Here is a 19,003-nt window from a genome sequence, read left to right on the forward strand (position 1 = left end):
GTGCGACGGGCGTTCATCGGGCCGACTCCGCCAGCGCGCCCGCGGCCGACGTCGCGGGCGCGCGCCGCGTGAGTCGCACCAGCACCGGGTCGGGCGTGTTGGAGATCTCCGGGTTCTCCCGCACCCGCAACCCGTTCACCAGTTCGATGTCGTAGCGCGCCAACAGCATCGCCAGGCCGACGCGCAGTTCGGTCAACGCCATGTGCTGGCCGACGCACAGGTGCGCGCCCCAGCCGAACGGGAAGTAGCGGAACGGCGGGCGAGCCCTGGTGCGCTCCTTGGTGAAACGGTCCGGGTCGAAGGTCAACGGCGAATCCCAGAATTCGGGGAAGCGGTGGTTGACGAACGGGCTGATCACCACGATCGCCCCTGGCTCCAGGTCGAAGCGGTCGAAGCTGTCGGCCTCCAGCGCGGTGCGGCTGAATGCCCAGGCGGGCGGATGCAGCCGCATCGCCTCGTCGATCGCCCGGCCGGTCAGCTCGAGCGCGGGCAGCGCCCCCGCTATGCCGGTCGCGCCGAGTGCACCGTCGATCTCGGCGCGCACCCGATCGAGTACCGCCGGATTGCGGCACAGTTCGTAGACGGTCCAGGCCAGCGCGCCGCCGGTGGTCTCGTGCCCGGCGAGCAAGAAGGTGAGCACCTCGTGGCGCAGCTGCTCGTCATCCATGGCGTGGCCCGCGTCGTCGCGCGCCGCGAGCAGGCGGCTGAGCAGCGAATCCGGCGCGCCCGTCGCCGCGGCGCGGTGGCCGTGGATGACGTCGTCGACCACCCGGTGCAACCGGGTCAGCACGCCGTGGAAGCGCCGATTGGCCGGTGTCGGCACACTCGGCGGCAGCTGGATCGGGGCCGACATGTGGTTCATCACCCAGGCGACGCCCTCGCGTACGTCGTCCTCGATCTGTGGCAGCACACCGTCGATGTCCGCGCCCATCACCGCGCGGCACACCACGTCGGCCGCAAACCCCATCACCTCGGGCACCAGATCGAACGCCGCGCCGTCGGCGGCCCGCGCGTCGAGACGGTCCAGCATGCGCTGCGCGCAGGCGATCATCAGCGGGATCTCGGTGTCCACGTGCCTGCGCGCGAAGGCCGGTTTGATCAACGCGCGCTGGCGTTTCCACAGCTCGCCGCCGCTGGTCAGCAGACCGGGCCCGAGCAGATAGTTCAGGCTCTGATAGCTGATGCCCTTGGCGTATTTCGCCGCGTTGGTCACCAGCACCTGGTTGATGTGGTCCGGCTCCACCAACAGGTGCAACTGCTGGTGCACGAGCCGCAGCCGCACGCTGCCGCCGTGCGCGACGGCCTGCTCGTAGAAGAGCGTGAGCGGGTCGGCGCGGTAGTCGAGGTAGGCGCCGAGCGGATGCCGCAGCGCCGGACCGGCGAGAGCGCGAGCCGTCATGCGCCGCCTCCCGCGTCGACCAGTTCCGGTTCCCTCCGGTCGATGAACAGGCGGCGGGCTTCCGCGCGCTGCACCTTGCCGCTGGTCGTCTTGGGAATGCTGCGCGGCGGCACCACCCGGACGTCCGCGGCCAGCACCCCGGTCCGCTTGCTCACCGCGACCCGCACCGCGCGCCGCAGCGCGTCGTGTTCGCCTGGGGCGAGGGAGGTTTCGACGATGAGATGCAGTTCCTCCGACAGGCCCGCGGCGTCGGCGTGCCCGACCGCCGCGACCCCGCCGAGCCGAACGCCGTCCACCTGCTCGGCGGCGATTTCGAAATCGGTGGGCAGGTAGTTCGCGCCACGGATGATGATCAGGTCCTTCTGCCTGCCGGTGATGCGCAGCCTTCCGGCGCGCAGATACCCGATATCGCCGGTGTCCCACCAGCCGCCTTCGCTCGCCGCCGCGGTGGCGCCGGGGAGCTGGAAGTAGCCGACGGTGGTCGACGGGCCGCGGAACTGGATGCGTCCGACCGTGTCCGCGCCGCACGGTGTGCCGTCGCCGTCGACGATGCGCACCTCGGTGCCGAGCACCGGCTCGCCGCAGTCCACGATCTGCATCGCGTCCGGATCGTCGTCCGGAACATCCAGCGCCACACCGCTTCCGGTGAGCGCCCGACGAGACACTGAATCGTAGGCGACCGGAGCGTGCGGGCGCGCGACGGTCACGGCCAGCGAGGCTTCCGCCATGCCGTAGCAGGGCACCAGCGCGTCCGGCGGAAGGCCCCACGCGCCGAAGCGATCGACGAAGCGCTGCACGGTGGGCGGGTGGATCGGCTCGGCGCCGCAGAACAGGAACCGCCAGCTCGACAGATCCACCCCGTCCAGTTCTTCGTCGGTCACCCGCGCCGCCGCGTACCCGTAGGCGAAATTGGGTGCGGCGGTGAAGGTTCCGCCGTACTTGCCGACCGCGCGCAGCCAGTCGCCCGGGCTGCGCAGGAAGCGGCTCGGCGGCATCAGCACGGCATCGATACCGCGGAACATGGGGGTGAGGAAGCCGCCGATCAGTCCCATGTCGTGGTGCAGCGGCAGCCAGCCCACCCAGGTGTCGCCCGGTCCCATCGACGCGGCGAGCGCGATCTGCTCGCAGTTCGCGGCCAGGTTGGCGTGGGTGATCTGCACTCCCTTCGGCGTGCCGGTGGAGCCCGAGGTGGCCTGAATGAAGGCCAGATCACCGGGTTCGGGCAGCCTCGGCGCCAGCGCGGGCGCGTCCGGTGACCCGGCCACCGCGTGCAGCTCCGCTCCGTCGATGCCGGTCGCGCCGGCCGGGAGCTGTGCCGCCGCCAGCACCGTGGCGCCCGCGACGACCGCCCTCGGCTCCAGGTAGGCGAGCAAACGGTGGAACTTCTCGTAGAACAGCTCGGCCGAGCCGAATCCGCCGGGCGTCGCCACCGCCGTCGGCACCGCGCCGAGCGTCAGCGCGCCGAAGAACGCGGTGACGAACTCGGGCGAGGTGGGCAGCGAAAGCACCACCCGATCCCCGGCCCGTACTCCGGCATCGGCCAGCGCGGCCGCGGCCCGCCCGGCGGCGAGCGCGAGATCGTCGTGCCGCCAGACGAATTCGTCGTCCGCGCCGCGCTCCGGCACGAAGATGGTCGACGGGCCGTCGGCGCCGCGTTCGGCATTCGCCAGCAGCGCGTGCACGATGCTCGGAAACCGCGGCGTCAGTGGGCCGGTCACGACTCGCCTCGCACGTAGTCGACGATCTCGGCGACCGTATTCAACTGCGCCGCAGCGTCTTCCGGAATCTCGACGTCGAAAGCCCGTTCCAGCTGGATGGTCAGCTCGATGGCGGTCGGCGAGTCCAGTCCGTAGTCGATCAACTGGGCGGCGGCGTCGATGTCGTCGGCCGCCACCCACAGCACCTCGCCGACGATGGCGCGCACCCGCGCCTCGGTCTCGGCGGCGGTCTGGGTTCGTGCACTCATCCGAAGAGTTTTCCTTCCGTGACGCAGGCGCGGACGGACTCGTCCAGGTCGACGCCGTCGGCGGTGTCGATGCGATGGAAGCCGACCTCCGGGTAGGCGGCGGCAAGAGTGTCGCGCACCCGCAGGTAGCCCTCGCGCAGGGCGGCGAGGCGTTCCGCGGTTTCGTGCGCCTCCTTGACGCCGTCGGCGGAGCGCTCGGCGCAGCGGGCCGCCGCCTGCTCGGGCGGCACGTCGAGCCACAGCACGGCATCGGGCAGGGTGGTGCGGAAGCGGGCCGCGAAACCCGCGACCGAGGCGGTGATCTCACGGCCGACCAGGTCGGCGATCTCCGAGAGCAAATGCCAGATATCGGGGGAGCTGCCGAGCCTGCTGGACTCCGAGCGCTGCCAGGCCAGGATGTCGTCGAAGGTGCCTGGCCGGTGGCGTTCGAGCACCGCGGCGATTTCGGCTTCCCGGTCGTGGCCGTTCCACTCGGGCCGCGCGAGCGCCACGTACAGCGGACCGTAGACCAGTAGCTCGATGAGCGGATGACGCTCGAAGACGAGGACATCCGGCGCCCAGGTGTCCAGGAAGTGCCGCTCCACCGGACCGAACAGCGTCATCTGCAGGTACATCGCCGTGGCCTTCATCTCCAGGCCGGCGATCTCGTCGCATCCGACGCTGAAGGCCTTGAGCTGCTTGGACAGCTCGGTGAGCGGGACGTCACGGGTGTTGTGGAAGTCCGGACAGGTCATCGAGGCGAACGCGGCGTGATCACCGGCCGGGGCCAGCTCGCGCAGCCGCGCCATCACCGACGATTTGCCCGCGCCGTCGATGCCGACGATGGCGACGCGGCGGGTCATCGGTCGTCCTCCCGCAGCTGGGCCAGCACGGCCTTGGTGATCTCGGAAGGCGCGGCGGTGCCGTCGAGGCGGACCCACGCCAGTTCCTCGGCCAGTTCCTCCAGCGCGTCGTGGCTGCGCTGCTGGAAGTCGAGGAACGCCTTCTCGTCGCCGTAGCCGCTCTCGTAATCGCTACGCAACTGCTTGCGCCCCAACGCGTCCTGGGGGCTCACGGTCAGATAGAAGGTGCGGTCCGGCTCGGGGAAGCCCGCCGTGAGCTTGCGCAGCACCGCGGGGTCACCGCCGTGCGCGACCTCGGTGGCGTAGTACTTGTACCAGTACGCGTTCGCGAGGACGATGTCGACGCCGCGCGCGGCGGCCAGATCGAACGACAGCTGCATGGCGTGGAACAGGAAGTGCGCGCGGCTCAGCGGCGTGAGCAACTTCAGGTAGCCGTAGATCTCCGAGGGGCTCTTCCACGGCAGCTTCGAGGAGACCTTCGGATCGAGGAAGGCATCCCAGATCGTGACCGCGGCGACGCTGTGTCCCTGGGCCTCGAACTCCGCGGCGATCCGCGCCACCTGGGTGGTCTTGCCCGAGCCGTCGCCCCCCGCGATGCAGATCAGGCGTTTGCGTGCGGTCAGTGGTTCATCCCTTCTCGGCGCCGGGCGCGCAGGCGCCGGGCGGGTTGCTTCTACGGGGGGTGCGACGGACTCGGCGGGGGCGCTCTTCGCCTCTGCCGCCGTCGCAAGCGCGACTTCTTCTGCGCTGTTTGCCTTTTCGAATTTCGTGGGCGCGGAGTCGCTTGTCTCGATCTCGGGAGTCGTGCCGGTCGCATCGGCCGACGGGATGGCCACCGCCGCATCGTCCTTCGCCGTCGCCGCGTCGAGCACGCTGATGACGCCCGCGCTGCCGTCGACCCGGATTCGCTGGCCCGAGCGCACCGCGGTGGTCGCGCCTGCGACGTTCAGCACGGCGGGAATCCCGTACTCGCGCCCGATGACGGCGGCGTGCGAGAGCATCCCGCCGACCTCGGTGACGACGGCGGCCACCAGGCCGAGGGCCGGGGTCCAGCCGGGATCGGTGAACCGGGTGACCAGAATGTCGCCCTCGCGCAGCTGATCGATATCGGACAGCGCGGTGATCACCCGCGCGGTGCCCTCGGCGACGCCGGGGCTGCAGCCGAGCCCGGCGAGATCACCCTCGCCGATCTCGCGTACCGCCCCGACGGTGACGCCGCCGCCGAGCTCGTGCGGCGGCGTCAGATCCCGGTATCCGGCGTACAGCGCACGGCGATAAGCGATCCGAGGCGCCAGCTCGGCGATCTCGACACGGCCCGCGACCAGGTCGCTCAGCTCGTGGATGCTCAGCTGGAACGCGTCGTCGGCGTCCTCTAGCGTGCCCACTGCGGCCAGCCGCGCGCCCGCTTCCACCACGTAGGCCCGCACGATCGCGTAGCACTGCGAGGAGAATTCGCGCATCCGTTCCCGGGCGACGAGGTAGCGCCGCATCCGCTCGACGTGCTTGTCAACGGACTTGGCGAATTTGACCCGGGTCCTTGTCTTGGCGCGCACCCGGCCGCGCAGCGCCGCCAGCTCGGCCTCGTAGCGCCTGCGCTGCTCCACCAGGGTCACATCCGGATCGGCCGGCGCGGTGCCGTGTTCGAGCATGACCGCGATCATCGAGCGCACCCGTTCGGGCGCCTCGGACCAGCGCGGGCAGGTCAGATCCAGCTCGGCGTCGGCGTGGAAGCCCTGCTCGCTGACGAATTCCGCGAGCGCCGCATCCCATTCGGCGCCGTCGAGCCCGTGTTCGTTTGCCACGCGGTGCAATTCGACGATGCCGCGCTGCATCTGCATGTGGCTGATCTCGGCGAGACCGCCCATCAGGTCGATGGCCGAGGTCGAGCCCTCCGTCGCGGCGTCCACCTTGTCCAGCAGCTGCTTGAAGTCGGTCTGCACGCTGGAGTTGTTGTAGATGGTCGTGAAGTAGGTGCGTTCGGTGGCGGCGTGGAAGGTGAGCAGGCAGTCGGTCAGGTCGGCGGCGAAGGTGGCGTCGTCGGTCTGCGCCAGGACAGCGACCCGGTCGCGCCAGATCGCGTACTTCGCCGGCCATTCCGCCGCGAAGACGTCCACCGCGGCCAGCTGGTCGCGATAGCTCTGCTGCACGGCCAGCGCCGCGGGCAGCGCCTTGGCGATGGTCTTGGCGGAGGTCGGGGTGCGGTGCGGTCCGTCGGGGCCGTAGTCGTTGAGCACGCCGAGGTCGTCGTCGAAGTGCTGCTCGTCGAAGCCGGGAATCTTGAAGAAGCAGTTCTTCACCGCGCTGACGTTCCAGTAGGCGCGGCCGTAGTACATGGCCATCCAGTCCGGTTCCACGCCGGGATCGGCGAGCTTCAACCGTTCGAAGAACCGCTGCATCGAATGCTGAAAAGCGTTGTCGTACAGCGAGAACATCATCGGCGTGCAGACGCGCGCCGAGACGCCGCCGTCGCGCAGGTCCGCGTCGGAGAACTGGTCGATGTCGGTGCGCCAAGCGATCGCGGTGATGGCCCGCGCTTGCAGCAGCCACAGCTTGCCCGCGCCGTCGATCGCCCATTCGATGTCCTGCGGGCGATGCCGGTGCGCCTGCACGGCCAGCATCAGTGCGGCCAGCTCGGCGGTGGCGCCCGGTTCCAGCTCGATGTCCTCGCCGCCCGCGTCGCGCTCGACCACCGCGCCGTCGAACAGGCGCAGGGTGTACCGCGTTGGCGTCACCTGGCCGGAGACCAGTCGCTCGCCCAGACCGGCGCAGCATTCGACGACGGCGTGCTCCTCGATGCCGGTGAGCGCGTCGATGCTGAAACCCACACCGGCGTATCGGGCGTCGACCATCCGCTGCACCAGCACCGCTACCGAGGCCTTCGCCTCGGTGTAGCCGTGCTTGGCCAGGTAGGTGCGGACCCGGTCGTTGTGCACCGAGGCGCGGCACTGCCCGATGTACTCGCGCAGCGCCGGGACGTCGGTGATGTCCAGGTAGGACTCGTACTGTCCGGCGAAGCTGGCATCGTCGAGATCCTCCAGCACACCGCTGGAGCGAGCGGCGACCGGGAATCCGCCCAGCGTCCGCACCCAGCGGGCGAGGTCGTCGTCGCCGACCGTGTCGAGATCGAGCTCGGCGGGCACCACGAATCCGGGCGGCACCTCGAAGCCGGCGGCGATCAGTTCGTGCAGGGTGGCGGCCTTACCGCCGGCTCGCTCGGGAGCGAAATCGGCCGCGCCCAGGAACATCGGCGCGAGTGTGGGGCTGTCGGACACGGTAGTGGCTCCTGTCGGAAGCGGAACCGGGCGCACCTCGTGACGAGCCGCCAGTTCACGCGCGGCGTGCACGCCCGCGACGGTGAGTCCGCCGTAGGAGGGACTGGCGGTGCCGGGCTCGAAGCCGAGCAGCACGGTCTCGGCCATGCAGGCGTAGACCACGCCGGGGGGCAATCCGGTTTCGGGGAAGGGAGGTGTCTGGCCGAGCGGCAACAGCATTCGCCCGCCGGAGACCAGGGTGATGTTCGAACGCGCGGCGACGGCGGGATCCACATCGCCGGGGACCGCCAGATCGCACACCAGCACCGGATGATCGGCGGCCAGCAGGTCGGCGGTGACGAGCGGGACCGCGGAATTGGTCGCGGTGAGCACCACGTGGCAGTCGCGCAGCGCGGCCATGTCCTCGCTGACCTCGATCACCACCGGCGCTGCCGACGCGAGCCGGTCCGCGATCCTGCGCAGGCGACCGGCCGAACCCGGCCGCCCCACCAGCGTGATCGCCTCGGCGTGCGGCGCGATCATCTCCGCCATGACCGCGCCGATATTGCCGAGCGCGCCGAGGATGCCGACGCGCCGTCGACCCGGCGCCAGCCGGGCGAGCTCGCCGACCACCACGTCGTAGGCGCAGGCGGCGGTCAGCGAATTTCCTGAGGTGACCGTCACCGCGTCCTCCACCACATCGCGGGAGGCATTGGTGACGATCGAGGTGTATCCGCCGAGCCCGATCACTTTGGCGCCCAACGCGATCGCCTGTTCGACGGCCTCCAGCACCAGATCGCGCGGCCAGGCCCGATGGCCGGACCGCTGATATTCGACGATCTGTTCGGCGGAAATCGGCACGGCGATCAGGCAGACCTCGACCGTGGCGCCGGTGGGGGAGCTGACCAGCTGCCTGGTCAGCTCGAAGGGTTCGGCCACCCCGCGCAGCCGCTCGAACAGCGCGGCGAACTGCGCGTCCGACCACTCGGCCAGTTCCGGCGCGAACCGGCGCAGATCGGCGGGCTCGGGCAGATTCGCGAGGAAGACCACCCGGTTCGGCGCGTCGTGCTCGCGCGCCACCTCGGCCAGACGCCGCTCGGACAGCGCCTTACGTTCCGGCACTGGCCAATTCGTGGTGACCGGCGTCGTCAGGTGGGCGAGCAGCGTGGCCAGGTCGCCGCGGTGCAGCAGCTCGGCCAGCTCGTTCAACGCGGATTCCAGGTGGTTCAGATCGGATTCCGTGATGAACGCCGACGGCTGGAGCCGCAGCGTGGTTGGCGCGGACAGGGTGGGAAGCATCCGGATCCGGTGGGTGTGCAGCAGGTAGCCCGCCACCACATAGCCGAACATGTCCGGGTCGCAGATCTCACGCAACAGCGCCGATTCCGGTGTGGGCGGGATCAGTTCGATGCCCTGCAACAGTCCACGGCCGCGCACGCCCGCCAGTACCCGCGGCCAGCGCCGCGCGACGGTCTCCAATCGCGACCGCAGCCGCGCGCCGGCGTCGCTGATTCGGATCTGGTTTTCGCGCAGTAGATCCAGCGCGGCTTGCGCGACCGCGCTGGACAACTCGTCGTCGGCGAAGGTCGAGGTATGATACCGGCCGAAGTCCGACACCGACGCGGCGCGGTCGACCAGCAGCGCCGAGATCTTCACCAGGCCGCCGCCGAGCGATTTGGACAGCAGGTAGTAGTCCGCGGTGACGCCCGACGGCGCCGAAGCCAGGAAGGTGCCGGTGCGGCCCATGCCGGACTGGATCTCGTCGAAAACCAGTGAGGCCATGTGCCGGTCGGCGAGTTCGCGCAGAGCGCGCAGGGTTTCGGCGGGGACCTCGCGTACCCCGCCCTCGCCTTGAACGGGTTCGGCGAAGATCGCGGCGATCGGCGAGACGGACATCTGGGACAACACCGGCCGTCCGGCGGCGTCCACGCTGATCCGGCCCACGGGCCGCAACTCCTGCGCGAACGCGGCGGATACCTCGTCGGGCGTCCAGGTGTCGAGCTTGCGCCGCTCGGGGCCGGGCACGATCAGGTCGGCGGGCGTATCCGCCTGTTCGGTGAGCGCGAAGGCGCCCGCCGTCTTGCCGTGGAAGGCGTTGGCCAGCGAAACGAAGACGGGTCCCCGTCGCTCGACCTCCTCGACGACGCGCAGCGACTCTTCGAGAATAGCTGCCGCCGAGCGTGTTTCATCGCCACCGCGATCGGATTCGTCCGGTACGGCCGAGACCGGGCGCACCGCGTGCAGTCCGTCGCGGCGCAGCTGCCGAAGCGTGCGTCGCAGTTCGGCGCGCAACTCGGCCAGCCTGCGGGCGTGCGCGACGGCCGCGTGCCTGATGGCCGCCTCGACCGCGTCGGCGCCGGTCGACCCGAACGTCACCACGTACGCACGACCGGTGCTCGTCCCGACCAGATCCGAAAGCCGATGTGCCAGAAGGGAAGCGCCCGGGCGGACACTGCCCTGCGAGACGAACGGCGTCTGCTGGTTCAACCGCGCCGTGGCCACCCGGACCAGCGCCGGATGGTTGTGCCCGAACAAGGCCGCGCCGAAGCCGCCGACCATGTCGAGCACCCGCGTGCCGTCCGCGCGGATCAGGTGATCGCCCTCGGCGCCGACGTACACCACGTCCAGGTGACAGGCGCGCAGCAGCCGCGCCAATCCAGGCCGGTTGTGCCTGGCGAAATCGGCGAACAACTGCGATGCCCCGGCATCCGTTCCGGCCGAAGCTATTTCGTGGTCTTGTCCTCGCGGTGCCATAGGGTTACGCACCGACCCCGGTGCGCTGGTTCGTTTTGCTCGTCACGCACTCGATCACGTCGCGCGCGGTGTGCAGCCCGGAGGCCTCCTCGTCGGAGATCTCCACGTCGAAGGCACGCTCCAGTTCGATGACGATCTCGGCCGACCGGACGGAGTCCAGGCCATAATCCAGCAACGGCGTATCGAGGTCGATTTCGTCGACGCGCAAGCCGTTGCGAAACAGCTCTCGGACGCGCTCCGAGACCGTGTCCGGGGCGCTCATTGCAGACCTCCGATCGGCCTCGGGGCCGCTGTGCCGCCGACGTCGGCGACCTGGGCCGCCGTGTTTGCCGACACTGTCGAGTGTCCGCCTTTTCGCTGGTCAGTGCCGGATGCGGCGATAGCCGAGCCGGTGATCACATGCCTTCCGATATCGACAACCAAAACTGTTACGCCTCATATCTCGTCACCCTGCGCGACTGTCACCGTTCACAGTCGTACGTTCGACCAATCTCTACACCGCTGATCTGGGGGCTGCAATGCGAAAAGCACTGTCGGACAGCAGGTCTCGCGGAGAGGCAATCTCATGGCTAACAGGCCGCGATTGTTGTGTTCGCTACCCGGCGCCGCCCCCGGAAAACGGGGCACGAGGGCGGGGTGTCTCGGACAATCAATGCTGCGATTTCCGGTTACAGGTATTCCCCCGTGCGATGGTCGCCGGCTCGCGTGGAGCAGGTTGCCGGAAAGTTCGCTGTTCACGATCGGTTCACCGAATGGATAAAACCAACCCATTGGTACTTTCCGGTTGAATTGGGTCCTACCACATCCCGGTGATCAATTCCATACTTGCGGGGAAAATTTTCACTGCGCACCGATGGCCTCGGTCCCTATTCCGAAGCGTGGCAAACATTTTCGAGTTCACAAGATTGTGACCGCTATCATTGCAAGCGAGTAGTGGAATCGACTATGTGGGCCATCACAACATCGCTCGGAGCTGTTTTTCCGGCCCGCGAGAATCCTGCCGCAGGGCGAGTCGTTCGGCACGGCTCCCCTTGCCGTCGCGGCGAGACTTTGGTTCAGTTGGGGCACTGGGTATTCGGATCTCACGCAGGGGGTGCGGTGGGGTGGAGTCGGTGGGCACGGTGGCGGCGGCCGTTGACGTGGGGTTCGACCGAAGACGTTGTGGCGCATGGTCGTTCTCGCCGACCCGGTGGATAGTCTCGGTCGGGCGCCGAGGGTGGCGGCGGTGGTCCGCCGAGCCGGGAATCCGGCTGTGGTCGAGCGCGCGGTGCGGGGCCGATCGAGAGCACGGCGCTCACCTCGACCGCGACAGAGGTGCGGATGGTCGCTAGATTCTGCGGTTCGAGCCCGGGAACCAACGGTCGAGCCGGGCGGCGGCCGCGGCGGCCTTCTCGCGGGCCAGTTCCTTCGAGGGCGCGGAGAACGGTGCGACCGGAGCGGGGCCCGACAAGAAGTCCGCGTCGACCTTGCCGACCAGACCGTCTCCGAACTCGATATGGCACACGCCGCGTCCTCGGTATCTTTCGGACCAGTCGGACCCGCGCACGGTCGCCGTGATGCCCGCGGCGACGGTGTGGGCGGCGTCCTCGGCGAACACGCCGGCTCGCGGGACCGGGGCATCGGCGCAGTCGCCGAGCGCGTATACGCCAGGGTACGGCGTCTCCAGGGTGTGCGGATCGACGGCGATCCAGCCGTCCGCGCCGCCTTCGGTCAGCCCGGACGCCTCGACGACGGCGGGCACCCGGTGCTTCGGGATGCCGATGAACAGGTCGTAGTGGAGATCGCCCGTGCGGGTCAACGCCACGTGGCGGCTCGGATCGAGGGCGTGGACCCGCCGGCCCGGTGAGTATTCGATGCCCCGATTGTTCAGTGCCTCGACGAGCGCGGCGGAGGTGTCGGCCGAGACCGGAATCGGTGAATCCATCGGGCTGATCATGTGCAGGCGCGCGTCGATATGGCGTTTGAACAGCTTCTCGTACAGGAGCATCGCACCCTCGTAGGGCGCGGGCGGACATTTGAACGGCACACTCAGGATCGCGAGGAGCACATCGCCGCCCTCGAAGGTCGCCAGCCGATCACGCAACCGGCACGCGCCCTCGATCGAGTAGTACTCGTATCCGTCTTCGACGAATCCAGGTGTCGCGGCGGGATCGTAATCGGCCCCGAGCGCCACGACGAGAATGTCGGGTTCGTATTCGGACTTGTCGGTGACGACGCGGCGGGTCCGCGGATCGATCGCGGTCACCTCCTCGCGCCGGAACTCGACGCCGGGATGGGCCAGATCCGCGTACGGAACGCGGACGCGCTCCGGCGGGACATCCCGGAACAGGATCTCGAGTTTGGCGAAGCCGAAGGTGAACGAATCGTTCCGGTCGATCAGCACGATCCGGACCTCGTCGGCCAGCGAATGCGACAGACGGCTGGCCAACTCCAGCCCCCCGAACCCGGCACCGAGAATGAGCACGGTTCGCATGCGCTCATTGTCCTCCCGGTTGCCTCGAGTTCGCTGGCGAACGGAGGTTTGCGTCGACCTCCGGCAAGTACTGTCGCCGAGCCGGTCGGTGGCGGTGCCGACGCCTGTTCGGCCTCGGTCGCGACTGCGGATCAGTCGCTCGAGTCGGCGCCGTAGAGCGCGGACATCCAGATGTTGTACAGAACGTCCACGACAATTCCGGGGTTCGCGTCCGAGGGCTTCCAAGAGATAGGCTCGTCCATCCACGCCAGCGCGCGGGCGGTCTCGTTCGCGTCGAGCGCTGCCGGGGTGCGTCCGCGAGCCTGTTCTTCTCGGATTTGGCGCGCGACGGCGTCGATGAGCCGCTGAACCACTGCGCGCCCGGGGCCAAGAAGGCAGGCGTGCCGATAGTCGTCGGCTGCGGTGCGTTGGCGGGCGCGACCAACGTGATGGACTCCGATGCCGCTCCTGATCTGGACCCTGTCGAGCGCACCGATGTGGTCTAGGTGACCGGTGGCGAGCGACCGAACCCGTATGGACGTGCGGTGCTCGAACGGGCAAGTAGACCTGGGACGAGGCGATCGACTTCGTCGACGACGTGATGACCTTCGGCCGGTGCAACCTCGAGGCTGGGCGCTACGCGTTTTGTCGGCCTCGGCCAGATCCGCCAAATGGGCGCCCTGCGGCGGCAACGACGGAGACGCGTACACCGACGCCCCAGTGTGTCATCGGCTGTGTGGGGCGCGTGATGGATGTGTGGCGCGCCCTAAATGCATGCGGAATACGCACGGATGCAGGGGAATTCGCTGCCCAACTCGTCGAAATCCTGAAATCGGCCGGTGATGCGATCCCGGCGGCCGGTGGCGAGGTCTAGGCGACGACCGTGCCTCGGGGCTCTTTCTCGTTCCGTTGCTGTGGTGCCGCCCGCCGACGCGCCGCTGCCGCTGCCAGAGGGGCTGGTGGTGCTGGAGAACAGCGACCGGGGGTGCGGCGGGAACGCTGGACGATCGGTGCCACGGTGCCACGGTGAAAACTCGCCGTTGTTCCGGTCCGTCAGGAGAGCTTGCCGTTGTAGTCGGGCAGTTTGAAGGTCTTCTCCGCGTGCCCGCCCGCGAGATCCGAAGGGCTGTTCCCGATGTTCGCGACGATCGTGTACCCGTCGCCCTCGATGTCGATGCGGGCGTTGGTCTTGTATTCCTCGAGCCCCGCCGAGCCTGCGGAGAGTGTGGTGAGCGGGCTGCCGTAGAGCCCATCCACCGGGTAGTCGACGGCGGTCAGGTTGGTTCGGGTGTACAGGTTCGTCAGCGAGGGGCGACCGGTGACGAAAATAACTGCCGCGCCTTGCGATTTGGCCCATCGCACCAGTTGCAGAATGGGGGCGATGGCAGGGGTGACGGGGCCCGGGTTGTACTGGGTTTCCAGCGAGGTGTTGTCGATGTCCAGGACGATGGCCGGACGCGTCGCCCCGGGCAACCGCCCGGCCAGATAATCCTTGGCCTGGGCGGCGACCGTCTGCACCTCGGTGATCCACTGCGAATACGGGGGAAGACCGCCGCCGCCGGAGAGCGACGACGAGCCGGTGCCGCCGGACAACGAGGACGAGCCGGTGTCGGCCTGCGCGACGGACAGCGGCGCGGCGACCGTGATGGTGATCCCGAGGGCGATACCTGCAACAGAACGTCTCATGACCAGGGGACGCTATCGGGCACGAAACCGACGCGCATGTGTTTCACATCCTTCCGCTCGAGATGTCCCATTCAGTGGGACGGTAGGGATGGAAGTCGTTGCGCGCTAAGTCGATTCGTGTCAGGGCTCGGCGGTGATGCGCCGCCGAGGGTGTGGGGCATTACAGTCCGGCGCCGTCCAGTGACCTCGGAGTTCCGTCGGGGCCGGATCTTCGGCCACGTATCACGAGGCCCGAGAGTCCCTGCGGCGGAGAAGCGGCAGGGAACCGTCGCCCAAATGGCAATCCGGCATTCCCCGCCGCGCCGTCCAGCGAGCCCGCGGCTCAGGGAGTGCGATAGGTGCGCGCCACCAGCGCCGAACGCAGATACCAGAGCCCGGAGGGCTGCGACGGATCGAAACCGGTGAGCTGGCCGATCCGCTTGAGCCGGTAGTCGACGGTGTTCGTGTGCACGTGCAGCACGCGGGCGGTGCGCTGGCGGTTGAGGTTGTTGGCGATGTGCCGTTGCAGCGTCTCCAGTAACTCCGGGTGTTCGTCGAGCGGGTCGAGCAGTGAGCCGAGGTATTCCCGGCCCGGGCCAGGGCGCGTCAGCTGATACTCCAGCGCGAGCTCGTCGAAGCGGTAGAGACCGGCCACGGCTTGCAGCCGCTGCACCATGTCGAGCAATTCGTGCGCCTGGTCAGCGGCGTTGGGTATCTGTTCCGGCGCTGCCTCGACCAGGGTGGCGGTGATACCGACCTGCGCGGCGCGGGACAGCTCGGTGATCAACGCGTCCAACTGCTCTTTGTCGAACGCGACGGACGGGATGAGGATGGTTCCGCCGTCCACGCTGAGCAACGACAGCGCGCTGCTGCCGCACCGGGTGGCCAGTTCGGCTTGCACGCGCCGCAGTTTGCGCCTGGCCACCACTTGCCCGTCGACGGCCGGATTGCGTTCGTCGCGATGCTGCGGGATCGCGACCGCGATGACCGCGTACGAGGCGGCGATGGCGATACCGCACTCACGCGCCATGGTGGAGGTGCTGTGTCCGCCCAGCAGTGCGGAAGTGAGCGTGTGCACTGCGGTGTGGTGCTCGCTGACCACCGCGCGCAGCTCGCGCACGTAGGCCACCGAGATCGCGGAGGTGATCTGGTCGAGCATTTCCACGACCATCTTCGCGCCGTCGACGAGGTTGCCGTAGTCCTTGATCGAGGCGTTGGAGACCACCAGATCCAGGCCGATCTTGAAGCCCTCGTGGATCGAGTGGTGGATGGTGTCGATCGGCACGCCCTCGCGCGCCCAGCCCGCCGCCGCGTCTTGTAGCCGCTGCAATTTGGCCGGAATGTCCCGTCCGTCCAGCATGCTGACGGCGAACTCGAGGCAGACCCTGGTGATGGTGGTGACGTCGCCGCTGATGGCGTCGCCAGGTAGCGTGCCGCAGGGGACCACGTTCTCGACGAAATGTCCGACCATCTGGCGCGATAGACTCCGGACATCCTGCAACGGCGAGGACATCGGTCGGCCGGACAGAGTCAAGCTCGGTCTGGCCCCACTGTCGACGGTCATTGGCGACTCCTTCCGCCCCCTGGAAAATTGCTGTGCGGCGCATTCACACTAACCGCATGATCAATGGCGCGGAACGATTCGTCGGGTTCTGTGAGATCACGACGGCGCCGAAATCGGGCGCTTGTGAGCGCTCACAGGTCGCGGGGCTTCGGCGGTCCCGGCAAATGCGGTTCGAGGTATTTTCTGGTCAATTGTTCAGTTATCTCGGGAATGGGTTCGGAGTGTGTCTCTCCGGCAATCACTGGAGTATCGGCGATTCGAACTCGCGGCGAAATCGGGTGGGCCGCTGCGGATGTCGACCCCCTCTCGTGCCCTGTGTTGCGCGCTGCGGCCGATCTGCTCGGGCCGCCCGCGGAGCCGAGTCCGAGACCGGCTGGCCGACAGCCGGTTACGCCCGCGGGGAGTGCGGTGGATGGGAGCGGCGTGAGATGTATCGCGAGTGCGCCGAATGGTCCGTGCCACGCGAGGATTCGGGCCGCATATGGTCCACGCCGACGAAGTTACTCGTCGGTCGCTCGGTCGCCGTTAGTGGCGCGATGTGCGAAGCCCCATGCACTCTCGCGCCGCCGTAGGCGAAGGTCGTCCGCCCGAGAGTCGCGGCATGCGAAATTCCGGCGCGGCCCGCACAACTGCACTCCATGCCGAACGAGCGCTTGGCCGGGCAACGGAGGAAGCTCGTCGCGCCGACCGTCTCAGGGCGACAAGGTGGTTCACTCGGCGGCGAGCGCTGATGGTTTGCCTGATCGGATCGAGTGGCGCTTCAGCGGGCTCGCGGTAGTATCACCCGGGCCGGACCGGCCACCCAGAAACCTGGGGCTTGCCCGGCACGTGTCGTGCCCCGGATGGTTGCAAGTAATCCCGCCTGCCGGGCGCGCCACGGCAGGGAAGGCAGCGATGACGAAGCGATAGGGGCAGGCATGAGACCGGCTCTGAGATGTCTTGTCTGGGAACTGGACAACACCATGTGGGACGGCGTCGTGTGCGACGCGACGAGCGGCGCACCGCGACCCGCCTCGCTGCACACTTTGCGGGCGCTGGCCGACCGCGGTATTTGGCACGCGGTGGCGAGCCGCAGCGACCGCAATTCGACGTTGGAGCAGTTGTATCGGCACGGCCTCTACGAAATGTTCTCCGCGCTCGAGATCGGCTGGGGCCGCAAATCGGCCAGCATCGTGCGAATATCCCGAACCCTGGGCCTGAGCTTGGACACCATCGCCTTCGTCGACGACGAGCCGGTGGAGCGGGCCGAGGTGTCCCGCGCGCTGCCGCAGGTGCGCTGCTACGCGGCCCGCAACATCGATGTGCTGACCGCGCTGCCCGACTTCAAGCCCGTGCTCGGTACCGGCCCGACCCCCACGCCGCCGCTCGGCTTCGACCGCGTCCCCGTCTTCTAGCTCGCCCGTCGCCGCGGAACCCGGCCTCGGCGGGGGGAGCGGCGCGAGGTCAGGACTCCCGCAGGAATTTCGCGGCCTGCTCGCCGACGAACACGCTCGGCGCGTGCGTATGTCCGCGAATGAGCAATGGCATCACCGACGCGTCGGCCACCCGAAGTCCCTGCACGCCGCGCACCTCGAGTCGCGGTGTCACCACGCTGGCCGGGTCGGTGCCCATCCGGCAGGTGCCGACCGGGTGATACAAGGTGTGCGAATAGCCGTTGATCGCCAGTTCGAGGGTGGCCTCGAGCTCGTCCGGCGCCTTCGGCGGGTAGATCATGCTGCCGAGCAGCGCCTTCAGCGCGGGCGCGTCGGCGATCCTCGCGCAGGTGCGCAGGCCGGCGAGCAGGGCGGCGCGGTCGGCGCCCGCAGAGTCGGACAGGTAGCGGGGATCGATGACCGGCTTGGCCGTGGGATCGGCCGACCCGAGCGTGATCCGCCCGCGGCTCTGCGGGCGCAAAAGCACCGTCGCCAGAATGATGCCGTGCTCGGCCGGATCGATCAGGCCCTCGTAGTAGAACGGGGCGGGTGCGTAGATCAGCTCCAGATCCGGCAGCTCCAGCTCGGGCTTGGATCGGACGAAGCCGTAGGCTTCGCCGACGTTGGAGGTGAGCATGCCGCGGTGGCGCAGCAGGTAGTCGATCAGCTGACGTGGCTTCTTGTCGGCGCCGAACAGCGAGTCCTCCACCCCGTAGCCGATGCCGGCGACCAGGTGATCCTGGAGGTTGGCCCCGACATCCGGTGCGTGCTCCACCACGGCGATGCCGTGACGTGCCAGTTCGTCGGCATCGCCGATGCCGGAGAGCATGAGCAGTTGCGGGCTGTTGATCGCGCCGCCGCACAGCACCACCTCGCGACGGGCGGTGACCGTGTGGGTCTCGCCGTTGTGCCGGTACTCGACGCCGACGGCGCGTTTGCCCTCGAACACCACCCGCGTCGCCAGGGCTTCGCTGTGCACGGTGAGGTTGGCGCGCCGCAGCGCCGGGCGCAGGTACCCGTCGGCGGTGCTCCACCGCCTGCCGCCGTGCTGGGTCACCATGGTCTGGCTGAAACCGTCGGGCCGCGGCCGGTTCGGCGCCTCCACGGTGAAGCCCGATTCCTGCACCGCCGTCAGGAACGCCGCGGTGGAGGAGCGCGGGCTGCGCTGGTGCGAGACGTACAGCGGTCCCGCGGTGCCCTCGTCGGGGTATTGCGCGTCCTCGACGTTCTCGATCCGGCGGAACTGTTCGACCGCGGCGGCGAATCCCCACTCCTCGCCGGCCAGCAGCGCCCACTCGTCGTAGTCGGCACGGAAGCCGCGCACCCACATCATGGCGTTCATCGAGGACGACCCGCCGTACATGCGACCGCGCGGCCAGTAAACCTGGCGGTTGTCGAGCTCCGGCTGCGGCTCGGTGAAGTAGTCCCAATCCATCTCGGAGCGAAACAGTTTCGCGAAGGCCGCCGGAATATGAACGAACTTGTCCTTGTCCGGCGGGCCGGCCTCCAGCACCACCACCTGGGTTCCCGAATCCTCGCTGAGCCGGTTGGCGATCACCGCGCCCGCCGACCCCGATCCGACGATCACGTAGTCGGCCGAGAGCTGCCCTGCTGCCACTGTCCACTCCGATCTGCACCACTTACGGCAAAGATACGGCCAACGAGCCCGCCCCGGCCCGGTTTCGCGCAGACGCCGCC

Annotated in this window: 12 protein-coding genes; 1 reads left to right on the forward strand and 11 read right to left on the reverse strand. The window is 68.6% G+C overall.

Going from position 1 to position 19,003, the window contains the following annotated elements; translation table 11 throughout:
* Nucleotides 1-13: 13 nt before the first annotated feature.
* The 10 genes from NX1_RS14280 to NX1_RS14325 all read right to left on the reverse strand — a co-directional run bounded on the left by NX1_RS14280 (nt 14) and on the right by NX1_RS14325 (nt 15,893).
* Nucleotides 14-1,399, reverse strand: coding sequence for a cytochrome P450 (locus NX1_RS14280; protein WP_068058562.1), 1,386 nt, complete (start codon nt 1,397-1,399; stop codon nt 14-16).
* Entirely contained in the window at nt 1,396-3,117 is a 1,722-nt protein-coding gene (locus tag NX1_RS14285) for a fatty acyl-AMP ligase (protein WP_068058564.1), read from the reverse strand. The genes NX1_RS14280 and NX1_RS14285 overlap by 4 nt, the downstream gene beginning before the upstream one ends.
* Nucleotides 3,114-3,365 (reverse strand): acyl carrier protein, encoded by a 252-nt coding sequence (locus NX1_RS14290; RefSeq protein ID WP_068058567.1) that lies wholly within the window; start codon nt 3,363-3,365, stop codon nt 3,114-3,116. The genes NX1_RS14285 and NX1_RS14290 overlap by 4 nt, the downstream gene beginning before the upstream one ends.
* On the reverse strand, nt 3,362-4,207 hold the full coding sequence (locus NX1_RS14295) for a nucleoside/nucleotide kinase family protein (protein WP_068058569.1): 846 nt from the start codon (nt 4,205-4,207) through the stop codon (nt 3,362-3,364). The genes NX1_RS14290 and NX1_RS14295 overlap by 4 nt, the downstream gene beginning before the upstream one ends.
* Complete coding sequence (locus NX1_RS14300; protein WP_068058571.1) at nt 4,204-10,149, reverse strand: aminotransferase class III-fold pyridoxal phosphate-dependent enzyme; 5,946 nt, start codon at nt 10,147-10,149, stop codon at nt 4,204-4,206. The genes NX1_RS14295 and NX1_RS14300 overlap by 4 nt, the downstream gene beginning before the upstream one ends.
* A 67-nt stretch (nt 10,150-10,216) precedes the next feature.
* Complete coding sequence (locus NX1_RS14305; protein ID WP_068058573.1) at nt 10,217-10,474, reverse strand: acyl carrier protein; 258 nt, start codon at nt 10,472-10,474, stop codon at nt 10,217-10,219.
* A gap of 1,065 nt (nt 10,475-11,539) precedes the next feature.
* On the reverse strand, nt 11,540-12,685 hold the full coding sequence (locus NX1_RS14310) for an NAD(P)/FAD-dependent oxidoreductase (protein ID WP_068058575.1): 1,146 nt from the start codon (nt 12,683-12,685) through the stop codon (nt 11,540-11,542).
* Between the two features lie 131 nt (nt 12,686-12,816).
* Nucleotides 12,817-13,038, reverse strand: coding sequence for a hypothetical protein (locus tag NX1_RS14315; protein ID WP_068058577.1), 222 nt, complete (start codon nt 13,036-13,038; stop codon nt 12,817-12,819).
* A 679-nt stretch (nt 13,039-13,717) separates the two neighbouring features.
* A complete protein-coding gene (locus NX1_RS14320) occupies nt 13,718-14,350 on the reverse strand; it encodes an HAD family acid phosphatase (protein ID WP_068058579.1) in 633 nt (210 codons plus the stop codon).
* A 322-nt stretch (nt 14,351-14,672) separates the two neighbouring features.
* A complete protein-coding gene (locus tag NX1_RS14325; RefSeq protein ID WP_068058581.1) occupies nt 14,673-15,893 on the reverse strand; it encodes a PucR family transcriptional regulator in 1,221 nt (406 codons plus the stop codon).
* Between the two features lie 917 nt (nt 15,894-16,810).
* On the opposite strand from NX1_RS14325, the gene NX1_RS14330 reads away from it, so the two are divergent.
* The gene (locus NX1_RS14330; RefSeq protein ID WP_068058583.1) at nt 16,811-17,287 is read left to right on the forward strand and encodes an HAD-IIIC family phosphatase; all 477 of its coding nucleotides are present in this window, start codon (nt 16,811-16,813) and stop codon (nt 17,285-17,287) included.
* A 49-nt stretch (nt 17,288-17,336) separates the two neighbouring features.
* On the opposite strand, the gene NX1_RS14335 is transcribed toward NX1_RS14330, so the two are convergent.
* The gene (locus NX1_RS14335; protein WP_068058585.1) at nt 17,337-18,923 is read right to left on the reverse strand and encodes a GMC family oxidoreductase; all 1,587 of its coding nucleotides are present in this window, start codon (nt 18,921-18,923) and stop codon (nt 17,337-17,339) included.
* Nucleotides 18,924-19,003: the final 80 nt, after the last annotated feature.

Source organism: Nocardia xishanensis NBRC 101358 (assembly GCF_001613365.1).
Taxonomy (GTDB): domain Bacteria; phylum Actinomycetota; class Actinomycetes; order Mycobacteriales; family Mycobacteriaceae; genus Nocardia; species Nocardia xishanensis.